27 protein-coding genes are annotated in these 23,410 nt (G+C 49.4%); 6 read left to right on the top strand and 21 right to left on the bottom strand.

What is annotated here, in order from left to right; all coding sequences use genetic code 11:
• Positions 1-64: 64 nt before the first annotated feature.
• The 14 genes from ACO0U8_RS09705 to fliF form a co-directional block, all read right to left on the bottom strand.
• Positions 65-478, bottom strand: a complete 414-nt coding sequence (locus ACO0U8_RS09705; RefSeq protein WP_421670708.1) for a hypothetical protein — start codon at positions 476-478, stop codon at positions 65-67.
• A gap of 138 nt (positions 479-616) precedes the next feature.
• Entirely contained in the window at positions 617-1,405 is a 789-nt protein-coding gene (gene fliR / locus ACO0U8_RS09700; RefSeq protein ID WP_421670707.1) for a flagellar biosynthetic protein FliR, read from the bottom strand.
• A gap of 3 nt (positions 1,406-1,408) precedes the next feature.
• Positions 1,409-1,678: a flagellar biosynthesis protein FliQ gene (gene fliQ / locus ACO0U8_RS09695; RefSeq protein WP_056769862.1), complete on the bottom strand. Its 270-nt coding sequence runs from the start codon at positions 1,676-1,678 to the stop codon at positions 1,409-1,411.
• 114 nt (positions 1,679-1,792) lie between these two features.
• Positions 1,793-2,572 carry a flagellar type III secretion system pore protein FliP gene (fliP, locus tag ACO0U8_RS09690; protein ID WP_056769869.1) on the bottom strand — a complete coding sequence of 260 codons (780 nt, stop codon included), beginning with the start codon at positions 2,570-2,572 and terminating at the stop codon, positions 1,793-1,795.
• A complete protein-coding gene (fliO, locus tag ACO0U8_RS09685) occupies positions 2,569-3,000 on the bottom strand; it encodes a flagellar biosynthetic protein FliO (RefSeq protein ID WP_056769871.1) in 432 nt (143 codons plus the stop codon). Before fliO ends, fliP begins: the two co-directional genes overlap by 4 nt.
• Positions 3,000-3,416, bottom strand: a complete 417-nt coding sequence (gene fliN, locus ACO0U8_RS09680) for a flagellar motor switch protein FliN (RefSeq protein WP_056769872.1) — start codon at positions 3,414-3,416, stop codon at positions 3,000-3,002. Before fliN ends, fliO begins: the two co-directional genes overlap by 1 nt.
• A complete protein-coding gene (gene fliM, locus ACO0U8_RS09675; RefSeq protein WP_056769874.1) occupies positions 3,409-4,425 on the bottom strand; it encodes a flagellar motor switch protein FliM in 1,017 nt (338 codons plus the stop codon). Before fliM ends, fliN begins: the two co-directional genes overlap by 8 nt.
• A gap of 7 nt (positions 4,426-4,432) precedes the next feature.
• Positions 4,433-4,933 (bottom strand): flagellar basal body-associated protein FliL, encoded by a 501-nt coding sequence (fliL, locus tag ACO0U8_RS09670; RefSeq protein WP_421670706.1) that lies wholly within the window; start codon positions 4,931-4,933, stop codon positions 4,433-4,435.
• Between the two features lie 196 nt (positions 4,934-5,129).
• A complete protein-coding gene (locus ACO0U8_RS09665) occupies positions 5,130-6,482 on the bottom strand; it encodes a flagellar hook-length control protein FliK (RefSeq protein WP_421670705.1) in 1,353 nt (450 codons plus the stop codon).
• The gene (fliJ, locus tag ACO0U8_RS09660) at positions 6,479-6,925 is read right to left on the bottom strand and encodes a flagellar export protein FliJ (RefSeq protein ID WP_421670704.1); all 447 of its coding nucleotides are present in this window, start codon (positions 6,923-6,925) and stop codon (positions 6,479-6,481) included. The genes ACO0U8_RS09665 and fliJ overlap by 4 nt, the downstream gene beginning before the upstream one ends.
• 77 nt (positions 6,926-7,002) lie before the next feature.
• Entirely contained in the window at positions 7,003-8,367 is a 1,365-nt protein-coding gene (gene fliI, locus ACO0U8_RS09655) for a flagellar protein export ATPase FliI (RefSeq protein ID WP_056769889.1), read from the bottom strand.
• Positions 8,364-9,134 carry a flagellar assembly protein FliH gene (gene fliH / locus ACO0U8_RS09650; RefSeq protein WP_122095051.1) on the bottom strand — a complete coding sequence of 257 codons (771 nt, stop codon included), beginning with the start codon at positions 9,132-9,134 and terminating at the stop codon, positions 8,364-8,366. The genes fliI and fliH overlap by 4 nt, the downstream gene beginning before the upstream one ends.
• The gene (gene fliG / locus ACO0U8_RS09645) at positions 9,127-10,119 is read right to left on the bottom strand and encodes a flagellar motor switch protein FliG (RefSeq protein ID WP_056769895.1); all 993 of its coding nucleotides are present in this window, start codon (positions 10,117-10,119) and stop codon (positions 9,127-9,129) included. The genes fliH and fliG overlap by 8 nt, the downstream gene beginning before the upstream one ends.
• Positions 10,116-11,846, bottom strand: a complete 1,731-nt coding sequence (gene fliF / locus ACO0U8_RS09640; protein ID WP_421670703.1) for a flagellar basal-body MS-ring/collar protein FliF — start codon at positions 11,844-11,846, stop codon at positions 10,116-10,118. Before fliF ends, fliG begins: the two co-directional genes overlap by 4 nt.
• Positions 11,847-12,128: 282 nt before the next feature.
• Between fliF and fliE the strand changes: the two genes are divergently transcribed.
• Positions 12,129-12,443 carry a flagellar hook-basal body complex protein FliE gene (gene fliE / locus ACO0U8_RS09635; RefSeq protein WP_056769901.1) on the top strand — a complete coding sequence of 105 codons (315 nt, stop codon included), beginning with the start codon at positions 12,129-12,131 and terminating at the stop codon, positions 12,441-12,443.
• A 662-nt stretch (positions 12,444-13,105) separates the two neighbouring features.
• Here the strand turns inward: fliE and ACO0U8_RS09630 are convergent.
• The 4 genes from ACO0U8_RS09630 to ACO0U8_RS09615 all read right to left on the bottom strand — a co-directional run bounded on the left by ACO0U8_RS09630 (position 13,106) and on the right by ACO0U8_RS09615 (position 18,720).
• Entirely contained in the window at positions 13,106-14,419 is a 1,314-nt protein-coding gene (locus ACO0U8_RS09630; RefSeq protein WP_390972314.1) for a hypothetical protein, read from the bottom strand.
• On the bottom strand, positions 14,420-15,337 hold the full coding sequence (locus ACO0U8_RS09625) for a glycosyltransferase family 2 protein (RefSeq protein ID WP_390972312.1): 918 nt from the start codon (positions 15,335-15,337) through the stop codon (positions 14,420-14,422).
• Positions 15,337-15,696, bottom strand: a complete 360-nt coding sequence (locus tag ACO0U8_RS09620; protein ID WP_217203347.1) for a GtrA family protein — start codon at positions 15,694-15,696, stop codon at positions 15,337-15,339. The genes ACO0U8_RS09625 and ACO0U8_RS09620 overlap by 1 nt, the downstream gene beginning before the upstream one ends.
• 813 nt (positions 15,697-16,509) lie before the next feature.
• A complete protein-coding gene (locus tag ACO0U8_RS09615) occupies positions 16,510-18,720 on the bottom strand; it encodes a phosphoglycerol transferase I (protein ID WP_421670702.1) in 2,211 nt (736 codons plus the stop codon).
• Positions 18,721-19,390: 670 nt separating this feature from the next.
• Here ACO0U8_RS09615 and ACO0U8_RS09610 point away from each other — a divergent pair.
• Both ACO0U8_RS09610 and ACO0U8_RS09605 read left to right on the top strand, forming a co-directional pair.
• Complete coding sequence (locus tag ACO0U8_RS09610; protein ID WP_056771877.1) at positions 19,391-20,296, top strand: bestrophin family protein; 906 nt, start codon at positions 19,391-19,393, stop codon at positions 20,294-20,296.
• 114 nt (positions 20,297-20,410) lie between these two features.
• Positions 20,411-20,650 carry a hypothetical protein gene (locus tag ACO0U8_RS09605; RefSeq protein WP_056771880.1) on the top strand — a complete coding sequence of 80 codons (240 nt, stop codon included), beginning with the start codon at positions 20,411-20,413 and terminating at the stop codon, positions 20,648-20,650.
• Between the two features lie 48 nt (positions 20,651-20,698).
• On the opposite strand, the gene ACO0U8_RS09600 is transcribed toward ACO0U8_RS09605, so the two are convergent.
• Positions 20,699-21,163: a GNAT family N-acetyltransferase gene (locus tag ACO0U8_RS09600; RefSeq protein ID WP_421670701.1), complete on the bottom strand. Its 465-nt coding sequence runs from the start codon at positions 21,161-21,163 to the stop codon at positions 20,699-20,701.
• Between the two features lie 329 nt (positions 21,164-21,492).
• Between ACO0U8_RS09600 and ACO0U8_RS09595 the strand changes: the two genes are divergently transcribed.
• Positions 21,493-21,666, top strand: coding sequence for a hypothetical protein (locus ACO0U8_RS09595; RefSeq protein WP_162997812.1), 174 nt, complete (start codon positions 21,493-21,495; stop codon positions 21,664-21,666).
• Between the two features lie 68 nt (positions 21,667-21,734).
• On the opposite strand, the gene ACO0U8_RS09590 is transcribed toward ACO0U8_RS09595, so the two are convergent.
• Positions 21,735-21,935, bottom strand: coding sequence for a hypothetical protein (locus ACO0U8_RS09590; protein WP_056769906.1), 201 nt, complete (start codon positions 21,933-21,935; stop codon positions 21,735-21,737).
• A 142-nt stretch (positions 21,936-22,077) separates the two neighbouring features.
• Between ACO0U8_RS09590 and ACO0U8_RS09585 the strand changes: the two genes are divergently transcribed.
• Positions 22,078-22,347, top strand: coding sequence for a hypothetical protein (locus tag ACO0U8_RS09585; protein ID WP_056769909.1), 270 nt, complete (start codon positions 22,078-22,080; stop codon positions 22,345-22,347).
• A 90-nt stretch (positions 22,348-22,437) separates the two neighbouring features.
• Here ACO0U8_RS09585 and ACO0U8_RS09580 read toward each other — a convergent pair whose 3' ends face one another.
• Positions 22,438-22,713, bottom strand: a complete 276-nt coding sequence (locus tag ACO0U8_RS09580; RefSeq protein ID WP_056769912.1) for a hypothetical protein — start codon at positions 22,711-22,713, stop codon at positions 22,438-22,440.
• A 406-nt stretch (positions 22,714-23,119) separates the two neighbouring features.
• On the opposite strand from ACO0U8_RS09580, the gene ACO0U8_RS09575 reads away from it, so the two are divergent.
• The gene (locus tag ACO0U8_RS09575; RefSeq protein WP_056769914.1) at positions 23,120-23,374 is read left to right on the top strand and encodes a hypothetical protein; all 255 of its coding nucleotides are present in this window, start codon (positions 23,120-23,122) and stop codon (positions 23,372-23,374) included.
• Positions 23,375-23,410 lie beyond the last annotated feature (36 nt).

Below are 23,410 nucleotides of genomic sequence, written 5' to 3'. Positions count from 1 at the left end.
TTTGCATGATGTAACGTCAGATAAAATAAGCGCAACAGGGAGGACTCTGTTGCGCTTATTTCGATTACGGGATCAGCGTGTTCAACACATAGAAAAGCTTTTCAGCGCCTTTATTGGACTGAGTCAGGGTAAACTTATGCTGTGCTGAATGAAGCGTCAAAATTTTAATGGTCTTATTCAGGCTGCCGCTTATCGACAGGGCTTTTATATCGCTTAATTCAAGACGGAAACATTTGTATGCTTTTCCTAAGTCACAAATCATTTCACTCCGGGTAATAACAACGCCGCGATCGCCACTGCCAAACACCGTATCATCAAAGTAAAATAATACGTCTTCTGCTCTGAGGAGCGGCATTTTAATGCTGGCATTCAGGGACGTTAAAAATTTACCGAGCTTAAGCGTGTCCATCTCATCATCACGGTAAAAGTGCAGGGCTTTATTCGTTGAGGTGAAGTCATTTTCCATTTCAGTCGTCATAGAAAATTGATCCCTGTATTTTCTTTTAATATTAATTAAATAAGTAAGCCATGGGCACGAAATGACCCGGCACATGAATATACGCTGCAAATCTTTATAAATACACCCTCAGCACCCGCGGACATCGCGAAATACATATTAACGTCCGGTCGCCAGCTGGTTCATGACTAGCACCAGTTTATCGAACACTTCACTGAACAAATGCTCACTGAATGGCGCAAGCAGCGGCATCATCATACCGATGGAGAGAATTCCGATGCTGAGTGTCAGCGGGAAACCGATGACGAAAACGGAAAGCTGCGGCGCCACGCGGTTGAGTATGCCGAGCGCCATGTTGAGTGTCAGCAGCAGGGTGACAATTGGCAGGGCGAGCATCAGGCCGCCGCTGAACACAATGCTGCCCGCCTGTGCAACTGCCATGTAGCCCTGAGCATTCACCGGATTGGGGCTTATCGGCAAGGTGTGGAAACTGTCGGCCAGCAGGGAAATCAACCACAGATGACCGTTGAAACTCAGAAACAGCAGCACCGCCAGCAGGTTGAGAAATTGTGCCAGCAGCGGAGAGTTCAGGCGGTTACTGGGATCGTAGAACGTGGCGAAGGAGATGCCCATTTGCAGGCCCATGATTTCACCGGCCATGCGGATCGCGGCGAACGCCAGCTGCATGGTCAGGCCGAGCGCGGTACCAATCATGATTTGCTGCATGGTCAGCCACAGCGCAGGCGTGGAGAAAATCGGGGTGTCGACAACCGGCAGAGCCGGGGCGATCAGAAAGGTGATCATCGCCGCGAGGCCAATTTTAACCTTTTTCGGCACCTGTTTTTCGCTGGTGATCGGCGCGGTGCTGATCAGCGCCAGAATGCGCAGCATCGGCCAGAAATACATGCTCAGCCATCCGGCTAACTGGGTGCTGTCAAAAGAAACCATAGGTTAACCGATGATGTACGGCAGGCTGGAAAACAGCGTGCGCATGTAATCAAGCAGCAGATTGAGCATCCACGGACCCGCGATGACGATGGTCGCCACCACCGCCAGGATCTTCGGAATGAAGGACAGCGTTTGTTCGTTGATTTGCGTCGCCGCCTGCAACAGGCTGACGATAAGACCGGTGACCAGCGCAGCCAGCAGCAGCGGGGCCGCGACCGCAAGTGCGACTTTCATCGCTTCATTGCCAATCGCCATTACCGATTCAGGAGTCATAAATCTCTCTTTAAATGTGAACCTGCGTGGGCGGGCTTACGTGTCATTTTGTCCGCCGGCAGTGCCCGCACTGACGGCGACGCTGACGCCCATAAAATCAGGCAACGGCATGAATTAACTGTAGAAACTCTGCGCCAGCGATCCGAGCAGCAGCTGCCAGCCATCGACCAGCACGAACAGCATCAGTTTGAAGGGCAGTGAGATAGTTGCAGGCGGCACCATCATCATCCCCAGCGCCATCAGCACGCTGGCCACCACCAGATCGATAATCATGAACGGGATAAAGACCGTGAAGCCAATCTGGAAAGCCGTTTTCAGTTCGCTGGTGACGTAAGCCGGTAACAAAATACGCATCGGCACCGCTTCCGGGCCAGCCAGTGGCGGCAGGTTGGCGAGGCGGGCGTACAGCGCGAGGTCACTTTCACGGGTCTGGCGCAGCATGAATTCACGTAACGGCTGAGCGCCTTTGTCCATGGCATCCTGCATGCTGATTTTGTTTTCAGTGAACGGCTGATAAGCGTCGGTGTAAATCTTGTCGAAAACCGGCGCCATGACGAAGAAGGTCAGAAACAGCCCGAGGCCGAGCAGAACCTGGTTCGGCGGTGCAGACGGCGTGCCGAGGGCGTTTCGCAGTAAACCCAGCACGATGATAATGCGGGTAAAGCTGGTACACATCAGCAGCATCGCGGGCAGCAGGGTCAGCGTGGTGATGAAGACCAGCGTCTGGATCGGCAATGACCAGTTTTGCGCACCGTTCGCCATTTGCTGGCTGATGATGCCCGGTAATTGCGCAAACGCGGCGGGGCTGGCGAGCAGCAGCAGCGGCAGACAACGGGTAAGCAAGCGAACAGGACGCTGACGGACAGCGTTAACTACGGAACTCAAGAAGGTCATGCCTGCTTTCCCGGACGTTTCAACATTTTTTGCATCAGCTGACGAAAATCAGCGGGCTTGTCGGCAGCAGCGCCCGGCGTGATATCAGCCGGTGGCGCGCTCAGGGTATGCAGCGGTGTGATGTTGTGGGCAGTCACGCCCAGCACCAGCCAGGTATTGTCCACTTCCACAATCACCACTTTTTCACTGCGCCCGACCTGACAGCTGGACGTGATTTTCAGCAGCTTGTTATTTTTTGCCTGCGGTGCCAGACCGGTCCGTTTCGCCACCCAGCCGATAAACAGAATCAGCAGCAGAATCCCGCCGAGCACGGAGCTGACTTGCGTCAGCACGGAACTGGCGGGCACCACCGGCGCGGAGGCATGGGCAGTGGCGGGCGTCACCGCCCCGGAAAGGTATGGGGAATCCGTCGCGGCAGTCTGGCTCATCAGCGGCTCAGACGACGCATACGTTCTGATGGCGTGATGATATCGGTGATGCGCACGCCGTATTTATCGGCCACAACCACCACTTCACCCTGAGCAATCAGATAACCGTTGATCAGAATATCCAGCGGCTCACCGGCCAGACCGTCAAGGGAAACCACGGAACCCTGCGACAGGCGCAGCAGCTCTTTGATGGTCATCTTGGTGCGGCCTAACTCCACGGTCAGCTTGACCGGAATATCGAGGATCATATCGATATCCTGCAAACTGCCTGCTCCTTCCTGGGCGCCCAGCGCGGCGAAAACACCCTCGGTTGACGCTTTGGCGCTGCCCGCAGATTGTTGTTCGTTAAACGCATCAGCCCATAAATCGTCAACGTTATCCGATCCGGCGTCAGACGGTTTATTGGTGTCACTCATGGGGCTGTTCCTCATCTAGAGAATTTAAAATTGGGTTGATCAAATGTTCAACGCGCAGAGCGTATTGTTCGTTTAAGGTGCCGTATTTACTGGTCAGGACCGGCACGCCGTCGACGTGGGCAATCAGGCGATCCGGCTTTTCAATCGGCAGCACATCGCCCGGTTGCAGTTTCAGGATCTGAGATAAACGCAGCGGAATTTCGACGAAGTTTGCCACCAGTTCCAGTTCGGACTGCTGAACCTGGGTCACCAGATTTTCGCGCCACTGGCTTTCTTCATGACGGGAGTTCTCGACCGGCGGATTGGTCAGCAACTCACGGATCGGTTCAATCATGCTAAAAGGAATACAGATGTTGAAATCACCGCTCAGCGCACCGATTTCCACGTGGAACGGCGTCGTGATCACGATATCGTTCGGGGAAGAGGTGATGTTGGTGAATTTGATCTGCAATTCCGCACGGACGTACTCGACGCTCAGTTTGTAAACGCCGCTCCAGGCATCTTCATAAGCATCCAGCGCCAGGGTCAGCATGCGTTTAATCACGCGCTGTTCGGTGTGGGTGAATTCACGACCTTCTACTTTGGTCGGGAAACGGCCATCGCCGCCAAACAGGTTATCCACCGCGATAAACACCAGGCTCGGGGCGAACACAAATAAGGCCGTGCCGCGCAAGGGTTTGAGGTGGATCAGGTTGAGGTTGGTCGGTACCGGCAGGTTGCGGGCAAAATCGTGATAAGGCTGAATTTTGATCGGCCCGACAGTGATGTCCGGGCTGCGGCGCAACAGGTTAAATAGCCCCATACGGAAATGACGGGCAAAACGCTCGTTAATGATTTCCAGCGCCTGCAGACGCTCGCGGACAACGCGGCGCTGAGTCGTGGGGTCAAAAGGTTTAACGCCGTCGTCGGACGCCAGCGTTTTCGCTTTTGTGGTTTCAGCCGCGCTGTCGCTGCTGTCACCGTTGAGCAGTGCGTCGATCTCGGCCTGTGAAAGAATGCTGTCGCCCATAATTTGTTTATCGCAGTATGAAAGCAGTGAAAAGCACGTCGTTGATCGCCTGTGGGGGCTGACCTTTGACCAGTGGCACGTCCAGAACTTCTTTGATTTCCTGCACCAGTTGCTGCTTGCCGGTTTCACTGACTAAATCCGACGTTTTCTGGCGTGAAAGTAACAGCAGCAAGCGGCTGCGGACTTCAGGCAGATACTCATTCAGGATGGCGCGGTTTTTTTCATCCGGCAGACGCAGGGTCAGGCCGATGTAAAGCACACGGTCAGGATCGTTATCCGGCGTTTGCAGGTTGACGGTGAAGGTGTCCAGCGCCAGGAAAATCGGCGGCACCGGCGGCTCATTCTTTTTCACTTCAGCGGTCTGCGAACCCGGTGCTGACTGCTGTTTATGCAACATCCACCAGGCGTAACCCGCCGCACCACAAGCACCAAGGGCCACCAGTAAAAGCAGAATCATTAAAAGCGGTCGCTTTTTTTTGCGCGAGGCCGAGAGAGCGGAGTCAGACATGGATGAGGCGATTTCCTGTAAGTATGGGCAGATAAGCTGAGGGAAGCCCAACCTGCCGGATCAATTCTGAAAATGATTATCCCGCTTATCCTGTTGTTCAATAGTCAGAATAGGCGGGAAAAATAAGGTCAGCTCTGCCGTTTGAATTAAGTGAACACTGACCGTCAGCAACTACCTGAAACAATTTTGCGAACAATTACGCAAAGATATCGACGCTGTTGTTACCGCCAAGACGCTGTGCGAGCGACACCGGCACCGGCAGGGCGTCTGCCGCGGCATTCACGCCACCGGCATTAAAGGCCGCCCAGCTTGAGGCGTTCCCCTGCTGCGAACCGGATTGTGAACTTTGCTGTTGCGCCTGTTGCCACTGCGAGCTGTCGCTGCCGACGCTGCTCTGACCGAGGCTGATGCCGTTATCCGCCAGCGCCGTTTTCAGATCGGGCATCGCGGCTTCAATGGCGGAACGCACCGCACTGTGGCCTGAGACAAAGTGCAACTGCGCCTGGTTGTTTTCAATCTTCATGCTGATCTGGATTGAACCCAGATCCTGCGGATGCAGGCGCAACTCGGCGGTCTGCTGCCCCTGACGGTTGAACATCATCACCTGCTGACCGAGTTGCTGTTGCCACTCCGGCGTCCCCAGCTGCGCGTTGAGCAACGGCGTGGACGGCGCGGTCACGGCGCTGGTGGTGGTCGGCGTGGTTGACACCGGCGCAGAAGAGACGGCCACCGCGGCGTTGTTCACCAGGTTCAGGGCGCTGTCCGCCGTGCGGCTGTCGGTCTGCGCCGCCACGGCGACATTGCCGTTAGCCGCGGTCATCGCAGCCAGCGCGCTGGAGAAATCAGGGCTGGCGGCGGAGGTGTTTTTGCCTGCCGCGTGCGCGGTGACGGTACTGGCCGTGGCCGGTGCACTGCTGTCGGTCACGGCGGTTTTACCGTCATCGGCCAGCAGTGAAGAGGCGGTGGTGGTCAGCCCGGCAAGTAATGCACTCTTTTTATCGGCATCGGCGGTGTCTGAGGACAAGGCGGACTGCGCCGAAGCCGCGGTCGCGGTGGTCAGTGGCTGCGCCGGTTGCTGTTGCGCGGCGAGCTGGGCAAACAGCGCCTGCACCGGCAGGGAGGTAGCGTCGTCAGCCTGGGTGTCTTTGTCTTTATCGGTGAGCGCGGTATTTTTGACCGCAGAAGGATCGGTGCCTTTCAGGCTGCCGTTGGGCAACAACTGGATCGCCGCAATCATTTTGCTCAGGTCGCTGTCGTCCAGCGCCAGGCTGCCGTCTTCTTCGCCGGTGGTTACCGCCTGAGTCAGCGTGGCTTTGTCCAGGATCTGGCCTTTGGCACTGATTTTCTGGCCGAGCTGAGATAACTGGCTGGCGAGTTTAGGATCGAGTTTTTCGCCCAGCTGCGCCTGCAACTGGCTGGCAAAATCTGCGGTGGCGCCGGTCGCGGAAGCATCACCGGTGGCGACAGCATCCGACGCCGTGCTGGCGGAGGCGGCGGAAACGGTGGTTTTCGCCGAGGTGACGGCCGCAGGCAAGATATTCAGATTCATAGCGTTTTTTTCCTGTAAGCGCTGCGTTGGGCAAATTCATCGTTCTGCTTTTGATCCATCTTGTTCTCATGCGAACGCTGCTGTTCACTGGCACGGCTTTGCAGGGTCTGATACGCATTCAGTCGCTGTTGTTTATCCTGCCACTGATTGACGGCGGCATTGAGCCGCTGATCCCATTGCTGCAACTGCTTGCGATGCTGTTCAATCGCCACTTCCAGCGTGCCGATAAACTGCTGGTAGTTCTGCCAGGTATTGGCCGCAATTCCGCCGGTCATGGTGGTGTTCAGTTTTTCGCGGTACTCACGCTGATAGTTGAGCAGCATGGTGAGCTGTTCCTGAGCCTGAGAATGCGATTGCCGGATTTGCCCCAAATGATTGGTCGCCTGATCCAGCGCTTTTTGCGCCAGAGAACAAAGGGTGATCAATGGTGATGAACTTTCCATTCGATATTCCTCATACCCTTCATTGTTTGCCCTGATACGGCGCGCACGTTGATGGATATAGTTCTGTGTGTAATGTCTTAGCCAGGGAACAGCATGTTCAGTTCCAGACAGGCGTCTTCATACGTGCTGCGTTCCATGATGTCCTGCTGGAGAAAGTTCTCCATTTGCGGGTACAAGCGGATGGCGCGATCGAGCATCGGATCGCTGCCTGCCGCGTAGGCACCGACGCTGACCAGATCACGGTTACGCTGGTAGCTGGACAACAGTTGTTTGAAATTTCGTACACGGGAATACTGGTTGTCGTCGATAAGCGATGTCATGGCACGGCTGATCGACGCTTCTATATCAATGGCCGGATAGTGGCCGGACTCCGCCAGACGGCGCGATAACACCACGTGGCCATCAAGAATGGCGCGGGCGGCGTCGGCGATCGGATCCTGCTGGTCATCCCCTTCGGTCAGCACGGTATAGAAGGCGGTAATCGAACCGCCGCCGCTGATGCCGTTCCCTGCGCGTTCAACCAGCGCAGGCAGTTTGGCGAAAACGGAAGGCGGATAGCCTTTGGTTGCCGGTGGCTCACCGATGGCTAGGGCGATTTCACGTTGGGCCATGGCGTAGCGGGTCAGGGAATCCATGATCAGCAGCACGTGCTGCCCGCGGTCACGGAAATCTTCTGCAATGCGCGTGGCGTAGGCGGCTCCCTGCATACGCAGCAGCGGCGAGACGTCGGCCGGCGCTGCGATGACCACGGAACGGGCGCGGCCTTCGTCACCTAAAATGTTCTCGATGAAGTCTTTGACTTCACGTCCACGTTCACCGATCAGCCCGACCACGATCACATCGGCCTGGGTGTAGCGGGCCATCATGCCGAGCAGAACGGATTTACCCACGCCGGAACCGGCGAACAGCCCCATACGCTGGCCGCGACCGACGGTCAGCAGTGCGTTGATGGCCCGCACGCCCACGTCCAGTACGTCGGTGATCGGCGTACGTTGCAACGGGTTAAACGGCGGAGTGATAAGCGCGGCGCGATAGCCGGTGTCCGGTGGCGGTAAGCCATCCAGCGGTTTGGCGCTGCCGTCAAGCACGCGGCCCAGCAGTTGCGGGCCGAGCGGAAGCTGCTTGCCGGCCATGTGGCCGTCGGGAGAAATACGCGCGTAAACGCGGGCGCCCGGCAAAATACCTTCGACTTCTTCCAGTGGCATCAGAAACAGATTCTGGCCGTTAAAACCCACCACTTCGCTTTCTACTTCCTGCACCACTTTGCCGTCATGACGTTCAATCAGACAGGTGGAGCCGAGCGGCATCTGCAGGCCGGTGGCTTCGAGGATCAGCCCCGTCGCGCGGGTCAGACGGCCATAACGGCGCACGGTAGGCGTGCGGCTCATGCGTTTTTCTGCATCGTCGAGGGATTTCAGCAGGCGGCTCAGGCGGGCGGTCATCCGAGATCTCCCGGCGCGGCGAGGCGGCACAGTTCATGCCAGCGCGTGGCAATCGAGGCATCCATATCGCCATCTTCCGCACTGACTTTACAGCCACCGCTGTGGATCTGATTATCTGCGAGCAAACGCCAGCCGTGCATACTGAGGCTGGCGCCGAGTTGCAGTTCGACCCGCTCGAAATCAGCCGGGTTGACGCGCAGCTGCGGTTTGCCTTTAAACATCGGCTCCAGCTGGATCAGCTGCTGGATCTGAGTGAGCAGGGCGGAACCGTCACAAATCGGGGCCTGACCTAAAATCTGTTTGGCAGCGGTCAGCGCCATTTGCATCAGGCGCGAGGCGATCACGCTGTCCAGCGCGTCGAGCGTTTGCTGGAAATCGGCCACCAGAAGCTGCCAGTGTTCAGTGAGAACGGCCTGCTGTTGCTGACCTTCCAGTAAACCCTGCTGTTGCCCGGCTTCCTGACCGGACTGAAATCCGGCGGCATAACCCTGTTTCTGACCGGCTTCAAGACCTTGCTGAAAACCCTGCTGTTCGGCGCGGCGTTGCAGGTTCAGCAGCTCATTCTGATCGACCTGCACCTTGGGCTGGCCGTCGTCCTGCTCTTCTTCACCTTCCTGAAACAAGGGCTCAAGCGGGCTGGCGAAAGAGGGCATCGCCAGATCGCCCGGCCGCCACGGCTGCCACGGCAGGGCGTTAAGACGCTCGGTCTGCCGCTCTTCAGCGGTTTTCTTTTCCGGCACCGGCTGGTCATTCATTGGATCAGACATATGAATCCTCGCCGCCGCCGACTACCATTTCGCCAGACTCTGCCAGACGGCGAACCGTTTGCAGGATGGCTTTCTGTTCGTTCTCGACCAGAGACATACGCATCGGGCCACGGTTGGCCAGATCGTCGCGCAGGATGTCGGCAGCACGCTGCGACATGTTGCGCAGGAACTTCTCGCGCAGTGGTTGCTCGGCACCTTTCAATGCCACCAGTAACGATTCGCCTTCGATTTCCTGCAACAGGCGCTGGATACTGCGGTCGTCCACGTCCACCAGGTTTTCGAACAGGAACATCTCGTCGATAATTTTTTGTGCCAGTTCGCCGTCGTAACCACGCACCGCTTCGATAACCGCTTCTTCCTGCTGAGTTTTCATCAGGTTGATGATTTCTGCCGCCGTACGAACACCGCCCATCTTCGAACGTTTGAGGTTCTGGCCGTCGAGCAGGTTGTTCAGCACTTCGGTCAGCTCGGCCAGCGCCGCTGGTTGGACACCGCCGAAGGTGGCGATACGCAGCATGACGTCGTTGCGCAGACGCTCGTCGAACAGCGCCAGAATATCGGCCGCCTGGCCCCGTTTCAGGTGCACCAGGATAGTGGCGATGATCTGCGGATGTTCGTCGCGGATCAGATCGGCGGCAATCACCGGCTCCATGAAGTTGAGCGTTTCCATGCCGCTGGTGGTTTCGCGCGATTCGAGAATGTCTTCCAGCAAGCTCGAGGCACGCTCTTCGCCCAGCGCCTTGGTCAGCACTGAACGCAGGTATTCGCTGGTGTTCACACTCAGCGCAGCATACTGCTCGGATTCGTCCTCGAATTCATTCAGGACCTCGGCCAGCTGCTTGTTGGAGATCTGATGGATATTCGCCATCGCGCCACTGATTTGCTGAACTTCACGCGGGGAGAGGTGTTTGAACACCTCCACCGCACGGTCTTCGCCCAGGGTTATCATCAAAATGGCGCTTTTTTCAGTTCCGGTCATAGTCATGGTTGTTCGGTACTCATCCATTGGCGGATAACCAGGGCGACGATACGCGGATCTTTATCGGCCAGCTCCTGTACTCGTTGAGTCTGTACTTCGACGCTGACGCGCTGCTGTGAACGCTTACGTTTCTCCAGCTCGTCGGTGCTGAGTTTGACCGGTTTGCTGCCTTCAGGTTGTGGCATGGAAGCGGCAAGGGCAGCGGCGGCAATGGCTTCTTTCTCGGCCTGCTGTTTGCGCAGCATCGGACGAACAATCTTGCGCCACAGTATCCAGGCCACAATCAGCACCAGTAACCAGCGACCGGCATCGATCAGTTGGTCGAAGAACGCCTGTTGTTTCCAGAATGGCAACTCTGCGGTGTCATCCGCGGCTTCGTTGAACGGTGTATTCACCACGTTCAGCGTATCGCCACGTTCGGTAGAGAAGCCCATCGCTTCGCGAACCAGATCGTCGATCTTCTTCAACTGTTCGTCGGTCAGCGGTTTGGATTTGCCATCCGTTCCCACCTGATAGTTGACGACCACTGCCGCAGACAGGCGCTGTACCGCACCGGCGCTGTGCTGGGTGTGGGTGATGGTGCGATCCACTTCATAGTTAGTGGTTTCATCACGACGGCTGTTCGATGGCACCGTTGAACGGTTCGACGTGCTATTTTGTGCGCCGTTCTGAGCGTTGCCAGCCTGATTCTGATTCTGATTCTGATTCTGATTCTGAGCCGTGTTGGCCGCAGGCGGTGTGGTCACCGGTGCAGTCGCTGCCGGCGCGGGCTGATTGCTCAGCGCACCCGGTACGCCGCCCACTGAAGAGCCACCAATCTGATCGCTGGTGCTGAGCTGGCGGGAACGTACGGCGGCTTTATCCGCTGCACCGTTCGGCTGGTAATTTTCGTCAGTTTGTTCACGGGTGGCGTAATCAATCTGCGCGGTGATTTGTGCGTGCACGTTGCCGTTGCCGACCACCGGTTGCAGAATCGCTTCGATGCGGCGTTGCAGGCGGCCTTCCACTTCGTTGGCGTATTTCAGCTGTGACGCATTGAGGTCGCGGCCATTGCTGTCGGACTGCGTCAGTAAATGCCCGCTCTGATCGACCACGGTGACGTTGGCCGGGGGTAAACCGGAAACGCTGCTCGACACCATATAAACGATGGCGTTGATCTGACCATCATCGAGGGCGCGGCCCGGTTGCAGATTCAGGGTGACGGAAGCGGAAGGGTTTTTCTGTTCGCGTACGAATAAAGAAGGTTTCGGAATGGCTAAATGCACGCGGGCGCTCGAGACCGGGCCCAGCGTTTCGATGGTGCGGGAGAGTTCACCTTCCAGTGCGCGCTGATAGTTGATCTGCTCGCTGAACTGGCTGATCCCAAACTTCTCCTGATCCATCAGTTCAAAACCGACGGCGCCGCCTTTCGGTAAACCGGCCGCAGCCAGTTTCAGACGGGTTTCATACACTTTGTCAGCGGGAATAAGGACTGCGCCACCGTTATCAGAAAACTGATAAGGGATATTCATTTGCGTCAGTTGGGTGACGACCGCGCCACCATCTTTGTCGTTGAGGTTGCTAAACAGCACCTTATAAGTAGGCTGCTTAGCCCACAACATCATAACAACAACAATAGCCACGGCTGCCGCAGCAGCAATGGCGATAGGAACTTTTGGGTTGGCGCGCAGGCGATTAAGCAGAGCAGTGAAACCGCTTCCAGGGTTTTCTGCGCCGGCTATTGCGGAACTCATACAAGATCCCTATTTAGCTGTTGGACGGTGGTGTTCATGTTGTCTCTTAACAAAACAGACTCCCAGGTGCGCAATCGGTGAAGCGTGACATTTTTCAAACCCCCACACAGGCAGGCCTATTTTCTAGGTGAGCCATTATTTGTCGCGCAGGGCAAAGTTAATGGCCCGATAAGCCATGGTTTTTGCGGTCAATTATGGCGTTTAGGAAAAAACTGATGTGATAGGGTGTCATTCCATGAAAGAACCCCATTGGTCACCGAAAGAGCGTTAAGCGGAGAAAGCATGTCAATTCAAGGCATTGAGAGTGTTTTACAGCAAATGCAGGCCACTGCAGTGCAGGCAGGCGCGGTTAAGCAGACCGACACCACGTCAGAAGCCGGTTTTGCCAGCGAACTGAAAGCGGCATTAGGCAAGATCAGTGAGACGCAAAACAGCGCCAAACTGCAGGCTGAAAAACTCGAGATGGGCGTGCCGGGCGTCAGCCTCAACGATGTGATGGTCGATCTGCAAAAATCCTCTATTTCATTACAGCTGGGCGTGCAGGTCAGAAATAAACTGGTGGCGGCGTATCAGGATGTGATGAATATGTCGGTGTAGGTGGTTAGCAAGATCTTCAGGAACTACAGCTATTACCGCAGTTGAGTACAGTGTTGAAATGTTTAATTACGTAATCTAAAGGCCAAGATCCAATTGAAGAGTGTACATTTGACAGAAGTCGCAATAGCTCAGGCTCTAAAGTGACAGAAAATTATATCTTTAGTGGAACTCATACTGATGGAAATTGGCCGCCAACATTTTTTGGTTGAGAAGATACCAATCAAATATAAGAGTACATGAGCTCCTTATATTGCTTCGAAAGCATACCCTGTTCGTATTATTATAGTTACGAGCAACTCAGACCGAATTACCACAATCGCATAATCTGATTACAGTGGTATTGTCTTCCGAGGGCCATTTTCCCGTCAGCTAATAATTTTAAAAGTCAGACAGCACGTTCGATGAAACCTGGAATATTTCAACATAATTGGATGAGTATCAGGGGTATTCAGCTTTTTTATGACGAATGATGGTGGTAACACAACAACATTACGGATGGTAATAAAGTGATTAATTTTTGATGCGTCTCCTAATTCATCAGAAGATTACTTGATATTGCGCATAGTAAATATGGGTGATTAATACCCATATTACAGGAAATTTCTTCGAGATTTAATTGTATGTTCTGATTGGTAATGCCACTCAAAAAGAGTGGCAACACTTCATTTTGACTTACATGAAAATCTGAATATATATATTATTGAAACGAATAAAAGTAGGTCAAAGCTGAAGTTCATCCCGAAAAGATGCTTTGACATGTCTCTATACCCTTCACCAAAGAAAGCCATATAAAATTGAGAGCACCCAATAGTTGAGACAATGAAAAGTAAACCAGAGAGTTCATTTTTTCTGAATGAAAGTGAAAGTATGAGCGAGGCTAATAAAATTAAAAACCTATAATCTTTGAATAAGTAATCCTTCATCAATGTTAACTGATAGTAAAAGCCTTTGTTGTTAATTATTAAATCCATGGCTTTGTATACATGAAAATAATTTTCAGTTAATTGGCTTTTTACTCCAGAATCAAATGGGAGCATGAATATTATTGAAGGGTGCTTAATGAATTCAGACAGACTATTTTTAAAGTTGGCATCAACGTGTTGGTTAAAGCATTTTTCACCTATATCGGTTTGAGTTACTCCTTTACTTGTATCAAACCGATTTCCCCACGCATCAATCCCTACGCAGGATTCATCAACGCCGTCAGGTAAAACTATGCCATTTAATCTTTCATATTCGTAAATGCCGAAATATTCAGAATGATATTTATTGTAAGTTACGGTAGAAGTCGCTGCAATAATGCAGAAGATAGCCATAACTAAAGATATAATCATTAGTGGAAGCTTAATAAAAATCTGACCTCTATTGAATAAGCAATAATAGGCGATAGCAATTATTGGGATGTAGAAAAACTGGCTCTTACTACAAGCAATGACGGTAATGCTAATAAATGCTATTAGAATATTGAGAATGTTATCTTTAAAAGTAGATAATATAAATAGTGGAATGAAAATCATCAAAACTTGTTCTTGGTAAAACGAACCAAAAAATGCCAAGTTTGATGATGAAATTATCGGCAATAAGCTAAGTAAATATGCTGCAGCAGTAATGAGCTTGTTATTATTTTTGTTTAATTTAAAAAATAAAAAAGTAATTATACATATATATATGACTTTTAATATTGATGAGTATAACGACAAGCTAAAATGGTCAGTAAAGAAACTAATAATAATTGCATATGTATAAACCAAATAACTGTATGAGCTTATGTAGTCATAGCTAAAAATAGAATCAATTTCCGGCTTTAGTGGGAATGATTGCGGGATGTCTTTTGTAAACTGGTTGATGTTATCTATAAATGGAAATATAGATCTGTAATAATCACCTGTGTTAACCATGTAAAGCGAACTGGATGTTATAGCTATCACGATTCCTATCGCAATAGACGCAATAATCTGTTTGGTAGAGATGTTCATTTACTTGCCTTTTTTGACGATGTAACGAGGTCTTTGTTTTGACTCAGTGTAAATTCTTCCAATGTATTCTCCTAGAACGCCAATGCCGATAAGTTGGATGCCTCCTAAGAAAAGAATAGATACCAGTAAGGACGTATACCCCTTGACTGGGTTACCAAAAGCGATAGTATCAAATATCATCCATGCCCCGTATAAGAAAGAAAATCCAGCTACTAGCAAGCCAATATATGTCCACATCCGAAGTGGAAATGTTGAAAAACTAGTTATACCTTCTAAAGCCAAGTTCCAAAGCTTCCATCCGTTAAATTTAGAAGTCCCAGCAACTCGTTCAGCTCTCCGGTATTGTACAACGTCAGTTTTCCCCCCAACCCAGCTAAGAACACCCTTCATAAATAAGTTGCGTTCGGGGAGTAGTTTTATATTTTCTACAACTTCACGGGACATAAGTCTAAAATCGCCAACATTTTCTTCAATTTTTGGTGTGCTGATTTTATTATGCAGTTTATAGAACATTTCAGCTGTTTTGCGCTTGATATGACCATCGCTTGATCTGTCAAATCTTTTTGCTAGGACCATGTCTGCTCCTGCAAGCCATTTTTCTATTAGTTCTGGTATGACGGTGATTGGGTCTTGTAGGTCAACATCAATAGGAATAACTGCATCACCTGAGGCATGCTCAAGTCCTGCAAACAGAGCTGGCTCTTTGCCGAAGTTTCTCGTGAAGTTAATGGCCTTTACGTTTTTATCAGACAGGGCCAACCCATTTATAATTGACTCCGTTGAGTCTTTACTTCCGTCATTTATGAAAACAATTTCAACCACATGTTGTGAAAACTCTACATATTCGCGCACTTCTTTATAAAAAATCGGTATGGTGTCTTCTTCATTGAAGACGGGAACAACCAGCGAAATATTCATTATTCTTCCTTAAATACAACGTATGTAGAATACAAAAAACCTACAAAAAGACTTATTGCTGAGAAGCCTAATAAGGTGATGATCGGATTCAGGGAAGCTTTATCAGCAAGATATCCACACGCCAGGGCTAGTAGCCCCATGAAGCCGACATACATGAAGTATTTTGAGGTTGTATGCTCAGACTGAAAAGTCCATTTAGCATTTACAAAAAAGCTGAAAGTTACTGCAACGCAAAAACCTGCGAAGTTACTCAGCATTTGGTTATGGCTTGAGGAGTAGAAAACTACTGCGAATGTTACCCAGTGTAAGGCCGTGTTCATGCCTCCTACGACTGCATACTTTAAAAATACTTTTAACATTAGATTGGTCTTAAAAAAATTGATTGGTCGATCCTAGCACCTGTAACGGTTAAGGCAAGGATGCGTAAAGAATTGTAATACTTTTTTTTCTGGTTAGAAATAACCACACTTTGTCAAGCACTTAAAATGATGAGAAGTCTGGACTTGTGCTGTTTTTATATACAGTTTTTTGCTGGGTCAGTTATGGTTGCTAAGGATTTAGGTTCTGATGTGATGTAACGCGGTCAGACCAGGAAGAGAATAGAGCCGGGCATATACGTGTTCTTTTAGCGCAACAAAGAGTATTGCTGAGGTTTTGATTGGGCCAGGCGTATGATATTTAGTTTAGCTATGTGATTGAAGCGCCGGCGTCGCTGAGTCAGGGGATCGATTATCTGATGATGCTGCGGAAGATAGTGTCACAGATTGTAGGGTTCCATGAAGACGTTGAATATTTCTTTCTGCGGAGTTCATGAAAATTCTATGTGGCATGGTTGAGGCAAAAAATCAACGCGAACTTACATTCTCCATCCTGCAACGAATTTTGGTTTGGGTTACTTATCAGCATGTTATCTGCTCTTAAGAGTTATTCTTTATTTTCAGAATATTAAGCCTCATATGATGAAGGTGTCGGTGCAAGTGAGGAACCGGTTGTTTTAAATAAATGCTTTGATTTTTATTCTTTCAGGCATGGATGGAACAATGTCTAATCATCTGTCATGGGGACTGTATTTATCTCTAATCAGTTTTTTGAATAATGATTTATGATTGTCTTGATTTTACTCATGATAGCGATGGCCAACTTTTTGTTGGCCATTAAGCTAATTCACTGTGTCAGCAGTCATCAAACGCTTTGCATACGCTTATCAGATGACCTTTACCTGTATCAATAAAAGCATCTAAAGGAATACCAGGTAAACCTTTGATGAATTCGCTTTTACCATCCTTAACCACTCCGATAATTTGCTGTCTAAATTGTACCGACGTAAATACATCGCTCTTTAATACGCCATTAAGACTTATATAACCATTGTCATTGCTACAGATAATGGAATCACTTGAAGCAATAATCGAAATTTTATTTTTTCTAATCATATTTTGTACCGCATTATCATCAACTACAGCACCAGTGCAAGTCTGATAATTTTGTTCGACTTTAAAAGATAAGCCCTGCGGAGAGAGAAAATTGATTCCGCTTGGAAGACTATTGTTAGTGCCGGAAGCGGAGAAACCGCTTTCTATAAAGTAAGGCGCTGAAGATATCCCTTCAATATCCCGTTTGAAAAATATTGACTGATAATTCGACTGTTTACTCGAGACTATGCCCTGTGGGGTGATTCTTAGTTTTATGATTTTTTCTGGCGAAACAACGTATCCACATATGGCATTATCATCTATTCCTATGTTTTTGCAGGCGTTTGCATAGAAAAATGAGTTGTCTTCTGAGGTTATTTTAAATATATTTTTTGCGAAGGCTTCAAACCACAATGAATTGAGTTTGCCCTCAGTTATCGGCGAGTAAATGGGTAGTGAAAACTTTTGCGACCCTATCTGAAGCTTATCTCCAGATTGGAATGTCTTGTCTTTGAGGGATGTTACCCCCCATAAGTTTGAAGCAAAGGCTAAGTAGTCTGCATTCTTCCCTAATTTATAATCAGCTACATATTGGTTTTCTTCATTTTTATTTAGGCTCCTGCCGAAGCCAAGAGATTTGGTGTCAGATCCAGAAATATCGAGTACCGTAGGCCATACATCCATCAAAGTACCGGCCGTATTGTTTTTTAAGGATTTAAGCCCCTTTTTAATGATGATGAAATTGTTTCTTCTCAGGTCTTTATTTTTATCGAGCAGTGCACTCGCATCATTTTCCATCATAAGATGATCTGATACGAGAACAATAATCGTGTTGTCAAAAGATGGGCTGTTTATTATTTTTTTTATGAAATCAGAAAGCAAATAGTCAGAGCATTGAACTGCAGATAACATCGCGTAGTCTGTCTTAATCCCAACTTTATCTTTGCAGTCGGAAAGGAACAAGCCATCAGGTGAGTGTGTATTTACAGTCAGAAATGATAAAAGGAAGGGTTGCTGGGATTTGGACAGACGATTAAATTCCATCCATGCATGATTAAGGAGAACATCATCATGAACCCCCCAACTACTTATTTGTTCAGATGACGCCAGACCATTACTGACAAAGTAATTAAGATCGTCCTGTCTGTTCCAGCCATGTTGCGAAAAGAACTTATCACCGCCTGCAAATTCCTTATCACTACCTCTAAGAAATTCTGTGTTATATCCCTGGTTCGTTAACCATGTCGCCACACAGTTAGCTTTATTCAGAAACTCTGATAAATTCCCCCCAGCATTTCCTTGTGCCATGACTAAGGGTATACCACACTGAGTATTGACCATGCCGGCCATTGTCCAGCCAAAACCCCTGTTGGCTGGTTGGATTATATTGGTGAAGTCTGCATAATTGTCAGCCAGAGCACTGAGGTTTGGCAGGTAATTTTCACCTTCTAAATCACGAAATGTACGTTCTAAACTTTCAGCATAGATGAAAACATAGTTATATTTTTTATCCAGATTTTTATCTGGGGTAATATATTCGTTTTTAACTGCTTCTGGGTTGCCCTTGCTTAAGAACGATTCCTTCGTTGCGTTGTAGATATTTATTGAAAATGACGAGGAAAAAATAGAAGCAAGTGCCAACAAATATAAAAAGGACGACATTGGCAGATTTAGCGATTTTATTTTTTTAAGCTTGGTAAGGATGCAGTAGATTGTAAGGACTAAAATTATAACTATAAAAAAAGAGGCAACTTTAATTTTGGGGATGAGATCATCTACTGAAACACCTTCTGAACTGTTTTGTAAATGGTAAAAGACAGCGTCATTAACACCGTTGCCTGTGAACATATTTGATATATACCAAAAGGCGAAGGCCAGTAGTGCGACTATCGTCACAGTTGTTTTGGTAACTATGAGTTTTGGTGATGAAATTGTGAATAAAATCAGTAGAGCTAATAGTGAGTAAGTCATTCTAGCGGTTCAACATTTGTTAAGGAATTATGACAGTATGCCACAACTTTGTTTATCAAATAAATGTTAAGCATTATTTGTGCAGATTTTAAGCATGTGAATTTTTCAGATACATAGGGAATCTGTATTAGAAACTTACAAATTTAGAAGGGAAGAAAGGGGGGGCTGAATGGAAAAAACTGAAAAGCATAAATGAGTGCTGACAAACCACATTGCACCGACAGCAAAGGGCGTTCAATGCAAGAACTATCAATAATCGTTATCGATGTCTTTCACTGCCGCTCTCAGTACGTACCAAACTATGAAAACGACAAAAGCTATGATGAGGACTAGGTATATCAAAGCTCATTTCCTTTCTAGAATGTTGAAATTTTTCTATGAGTTCTCGGTTGCTGTTCATAGACTATTGTTCGAATGTTACAGACGAACGTAAAAACATTTGGTAAAGAATAATTACACACCTGTATTATCGACAATATCAGAGCAAAACTTGAGTTGCCGTGAAGAATTGTTGCAAATTATTTAGTTGCGTTATTATTTCAATGTAATGGATTGTTAGACCATTCAAGAAAAAATGTTACCTGTGTCACAAAATTGTCCTTTGCTTGTGCAGGTTTATTTGCCAAAATCGCAAAAAAATGGTCCCACCTGCAAAAAGCACCTGTCTAACATGATAATCCGTCCACCGCGTCACTGGTTCCTGCGTTTGTTCGTCTGGCACGGCTCCGTGCTGCCCAGCATTATGTTCCGCCTGAGTTTAAATCTGCTGATGTCGCTGGCCGCCATTCTCTGCCTGCCCTGGTATGAGACGCTCGGCGTGAAGCTGACGCTTGCCCCTTTCAGCCTGCTCGGCGTGTCGATTGCGATCTTTTTGGGGTTCAGAAATAGTGTCGCGTACTCGCGTTATATCGAAGCGCGTCAGCTGTGGGGCGGGTTACTGATTGCCTGTCGCACGCTGCAAAGTCAGATGATGGCAGTGTGTCCCGGTGAAGCGCCAAGGGTTACCGCGCTGCTGCTGGCTTTCTGCTACAGCCTTAAACATCAGCTGCGGCACAGCGATCCCCGCCCCGATCTGGAGCGTCTGCTCGGGGAGGATGCTGAGGATATTCTTTCACGGCGCGCACCGACCAATATGGTGCAATTGCGGTTGTCGCAGTGGCTTGCCGAGCGTCGGCGCAGCGGGGAGATGTCGGATGTGGTGTATGCGCATATGGATACCACGCTGTTACAGCTTTCTCAGGTTGTCGGCGGCTGCGAGCGTATCGTCAGTATGCCGATCCCTTTTGCTTACGGGCTGTTGTTGCACCGCACGGTGTATCTGTTCTGCAGTTTGCTGCCGTTCGCGCTGGTGGTGGACTTACATTACATGACGCTGCTGGTGTCCGGCTTCATCTCCTACACGTTCCTTTCTCTTGATACGCTGGCCGAAGAGCTGGAGATGCCGTTTGGTTACGCCAATAACCATCTGCCGATGGACGCGATGTGCACCAACATTGAAATCAATTTACTTGAGATGAATAACCAGACGCAGCTGCCGGACACGCCGATGCCGGATGCGCATTACCGCCTGACATAATTTGTCTGTGTCACGGTTCTGCCAATATTCATAAGACTGTCATAAATACGCAACAAAAATGAAATAGCGTAGACGGGCAACTTCACAATGTCCGTCAGCTATCTCGAGGTATTTATGTCAGTCATTCAGGCCAAATCCCTGCACGAAGCCGAAGACCTGCTGAATTCCGGTATGGTAAAAAAAGTCGAACTGGCTTTTAGTATTAACAGTGATGAGTTTTTTAAACTCGCGCTGGAATGCGGCGACCGCGGTGCGAAAATCACCAAGGGTAAGAATTTTTTTATTATCACACTCAAGAAATGGGTCATTCCCTCCAATGACCTGCCTGCCACCAAAAGCAACGTACTGATGTGATACAGTATCCATAACACTGCCATGCTGACAGTGTTATGGAGCACTTTGCTACGCCACCGTTTTCATCATAAACACGCTGAGCGGATCCGGTGCCTGCCGGTAGTCGCCAAATGCCTCCGTGCGGGCATACCCGACTTTTTCATACAGCGTGATGGCTTTTTCCTGAAACACGCCGGTTTCTAAATACAGATCTTTATGCCCCAGCGTTTTGAGCTTTTTCTCCATGGCCTCGATCAGCAACGAGGCAACACCTTGCCCGCGAAACAGCGGATTCACGTACACCCGTTTCATTTCCGCAATGCTATTTTTGGAGATGTACAGACAGGCGCAACCCGCCCAGTCATCATCGACGCGCGCCATAAAACAGGTAATTTCCCCTTCACTGAGCTCCGTGATGTTGACCCCGTAAAAGGATTCCGGCGGGTAGAGCGGGTACTGGTAAGCATCCAGTTCGGCGATAAGACGGGCTAAATGCGGGTGGGCGACATCGGTTTCGAAAATCTGGGCACTCACGGCGTGGGCTCTCATTGCAACATTATGGATTTATATTCTTAACTGAAATCGCACCGAAAACAAGGGACTGGCAGGAGAGCGGTCGGAGTGTCGGACAGGGTAATGTAAGAAAACAGTCACATATGAGGAACTCTTCGCCACGTCTGTCAGAGTTATCTGAATTGATCAAATCATGAGCATTTTATCTGTCTTACCCATCTCTTTTACCTCATATTCTTCCACTGTAATAAACGGATATAATGCAATAACTCACGGTGAGTAATTCACGTTAAAATGGCGCTGTGAGATAAATGAAACACGTTATAAGTGTTTGAATAAAGGATAAAATCATGACCGTCTATCCTGTTGGCGTTTTTGTCACGCTTACTTTTACACCAGGTTTGTTCGAAGTTGTCGCAATTTTGACTGAGGTATCACCCGTGCAATATCAGGTGATGAATGTGGAAACAGGCAATGTTATCAAAGTGAATGAGAACTATATTCGCGGGATAATAAAACCTTAACTGCATGGCCGGGCAGGGCGCACGTTGCTGCCCGCCCGGCCTCTCACACACCTTCTGCGTTACCGCCGTCAGTCCGGCATCAGCGCGTTAAAATCCTCCTCGTACAATTCCCGGCATTCCTGAATAAACTCCGGATAACCCAGTTCCGACGTCTGCACATCGCGACCCAGACGTTTTTCCAGATCCTCGTGAAACCATTCAAACTCTCCGTGCAGAATGCCGGTAAAACCGGTCAGGATGATGCATTGCTGGGGTGTCAATTTGGTCACGTTACGTTCCTTACGCTGAGTGTCTGAAAAGCGTTTTCTGAAAAGTTGTTAAAAGAGAGAAGTGCCTCACGCCGGGTTTCTGCAAAACGACGCAACATGGCCTATCCTCTAATTAATCCTACTGAAAAACAAGGAGTCACCGATGGATCAGGACTTATTCGAACAGGCACCTTTGCCGCTGTTAACCCGTTTTGAGGTGGGTGATCGTGTGAAATTACTCACTTTCCCGGTGGGCGTGCATCCTGCCAGCTATCAGCTGGATGTGGCGATCACCCGTATTCTGGACGGCGAATTTGAAGGGGAGATTGTGCGTATTGCCCCGCTTGGCCGGCAAGGGCACGAGGAGGGGCATTTTAAGCTGGGCGGGCAGGTGGCATTCTTTGCAGGTAATATTCAGGGGACTGCCTCCTGAACCGGAAAAACAAAACCCCGCTTTCAGGGCGGGGTCTTAAGGGACTGCTTACTCTTTACTTTTCACTCGTCACATCTGATATAACCGCAGTTACATCATTGGCTTAACGTGTTTGGTGTGTGCCTGGTTTGTCAGTTCATCGGCAGGAATTTTCGAGCAACTGCCACAATAACCGACCAGATACCATTTTCCGTCAACGCCTTTCTCCGGGTTCACTTTGTAACGTTCGTTACGCTTTCCGTAAAACTCACGATCCCTGTGCTGTGATGCATCTTCCCAGAAACACAACGAGAACTGATGGCACGCATCAACATGCCGTTGTCCGTCGCGGCTTCCGCCAACCAGTAAATAATGATATTCCGACATACTGCCTCCTGAACCCCAAATATGATGGGGTAATTGTCCTGACTACAAGGGATCTACCTGGAATTTCATACCCAAAAAGCAAAACAAGAGAGACAACAAGAGGCGTAACGCACCGCCCGGACATCCTATTTTTTATACGTAAACTATAGAGTAGATCACAGCATTGGGCCGAGAAAAACGCCGAAATGTGATGAGAATCACTTTTTTATTTTTAGATGATTTTTGTGATGCGTTTTAAACCGTTCAGGCTGCTGAAATTGCCGGTTTTTTTCTTGTAGGTTTCGATATCGCCGGTAAATTCTACGCGCCGAATTAGCGGGGTTAATCGTCTCAGCTACCGGCATTGCCGCGGGATCCGTCATGCTACTGTGGCGCTGTTGAATCTTTCACTCCAGCAGGAACAGCAATGGCAGAGAATCAGGTTGTCGATTTGGTCATGTCGGTCAATAAACACGTTGAAGAAACGGCTATGCAACATCTGATGCTGCGCAATTTTATTATTGTGATGTGCCGGAGCATGACCGAAGAGCAGAAAAATCAGGTGAGATGGCAGATGCGCCAGATCCATCAGGTGAGCGATGCAGAATACCGTCAGGGTGATGTGGAGATTTTGGAAAAGACCCGGCGTGATGTGGAAGTGATGCTCGAACTGATCAATTAGGTTTCTTCTTATGTCTGCAATATCGATGCTGGGCTA

The sequence above is a fragment of the Rahnella sp. EDr1-12 genome, assembly GCF_049206505.1.
In the GTDB taxonomy this organism is placed as follows: Bacteria; Pseudomonadota; Gammaproteobacteria; order Enterobacterales; family Enterobacteriaceae; genus Rahnella; species Rahnella rivi.
Note: the sequence above shows the minus strand (reverse complement) of the source record. Positions and strands in the feature narration are given on the sequence as shown.

Bases quoted from the DNA above. Each gene is read 5' to 3' on its own strand.
- ACO0U8_RS09580 (WP_056769912.1), bottom strand. From the start codon at position 22,713: ATGTCGGAATATCATTATTTACTGGTTGGCGGAAGCCGCGACGGACAA.
- ACO0U8_RS09705 (WP_421670708.1), bottom strand. From the start codon at position 478: ATGACGACTGAAATGGAAAATGACTTCACCTCAACGAATAAAGCCCTG.
- ACO0U8_RS09595 (WP_162997812.1), top strand. From the start codon at position 21,493: ATGACCGTCTATCCTGTTGGCGTTTTTGTCACGCTTACTTTTACACCA.
- ACO0U8_RS09665 (WP_421670705.1), bottom strand. From the start codon at position 6,482: ATGAATCTGAATATCTTGCCTGCGGCCGTCACCTCGGCGAAAACCACC.
- ACO0U8_RS09620 (WP_217203347.1), bottom strand. From the start codon at position 15,696: ATGTTAAAAGTATTTTTAAAGTATGCAGTCGTAGGAGGCATGAACACG.
- fliP (WP_056769869.1), bottom strand. From the start codon at position 2,572: ATGACCTTCTTGAGTTCCGTAGTTAACGCTGTCCGTCAGCGTCCTGTT.
- ACO0U8_RS09625 (WP_390972312.1), bottom strand. From the start codon at position 15,337: ATGAATATTTCGCTGGTTGTTCCCGTCTTCAATGAAGAAGACACCATA.
- fliE (WP_056769901.1), top strand. From the start codon at position 12,129: ATGTCAATTCAAGGCATTGAGAGTGTTTTACAGCAAATGCAGGCCACT.
- fliM (WP_056769874.1), bottom strand. From the start codon at position 4,425: ATGGGCGACAGCATTCTTTCACAGGCCGAGATCGACGCACTGCTCAAC.
- fliL (WP_421670706.1), bottom strand. From the start codon at position 4,933: ATGTCTGACTCCGCTCTCTCGGCCTCGCGCAAAAAAAAGCGACCGCTT.
- fliI (WP_056769889.1), bottom strand. From the start codon at position 8,367: ATGACCGCCCGCCTGAGCCGCCTGCTGAAATCCCTCGACGATGCAGAA.
- fliJ (WP_421670704.1), bottom strand. From the start codon at position 6,925: ATGGAAAGTTCATCACCATTGATCACCCTTTGTTCTCTGGCGCAAAAA.
- ACO0U8_RS09605 (WP_056771880.1), top strand. From the start codon at position 20,411: ATGTCAGTCATTCAGGCCAAATCCCTGCACGAAGCCGAAGACCTGCTG.
- ACO0U8_RS09575 (WP_056769914.1), top strand. From the start codon at position 23,120: ATGGCAGAGAATCAGGTTGTCGATTTGGTCATGTCGGTCAATAAACAC.
- fliQ (WP_056769862.1), bottom strand. From the start codon at position 1,678: ATGACTCCTGAATCGGTAATGGCGATTGGCAATGAAGCGATGAAAGTC.
- ACO0U8_RS09610 (WP_056771877.1), top strand. From the start codon at position 19,391: ATGATAATCCGTCCACCGCGTCACTGGTTCCTGCGTTTGTTCGTCTGG.
- fliF (WP_421670703.1), bottom strand. From the start codon at position 11,846: ATGAGTTCCGCAATAGCCGGCGCAGAAAACCCTGGAAGCGGTTTCACT.
- fliG (WP_056769895.1), bottom strand. From the start codon at position 10,119: ATGACTATGACCGGAACTGAAAAAAGCGCCATTTTGATGATAACCCTG.
- ACO0U8_RS09630 (WP_390972314.1), bottom strand. From the start codon at position 14,419: ATGAACATCTCTACCAAACAGATTATTGCGTCTATTGCGATAGGAATC.
- ACO0U8_RS09585 (WP_056769909.1), top strand. From the start codon at position 22,078: ATGGATCAGGACTTATTCGAACAGGCACCTTTGCCGCTGTTAACCCGT.
- fliO (WP_056769871.1), bottom strand. From the start codon at position 3,000: ATGAGCCAGACTGCCGCGACGGATTCCCCATACCTTTCCGGGGCGGTG.
- fliR (WP_421670707.1), bottom strand. From the start codon at position 1,405: ATGGTTTCTTTTGACAGCACCCAGTTAGCCGGATGGCTGAGCATGTAT.
- fliH (WP_122095051.1), bottom strand. From the start codon at position 9,134: ATGTCTGATCCAATGAATGACCAGCCGGTGCCGGAAAAGAAAACCGCT.
- ACO0U8_RS09615 (WP_421670702.1), bottom strand. From the start codon at position 18,720: ATGACTTACTCACTATTAGCTCTACTGATTTTATTCACAATTTCATCA.
- fliN (WP_056769872.1), bottom strand. From the start codon at position 3,416: ATGAGTGACACCAATAAACCGTCTGACGCCGGATCGGATAACGTTGAC.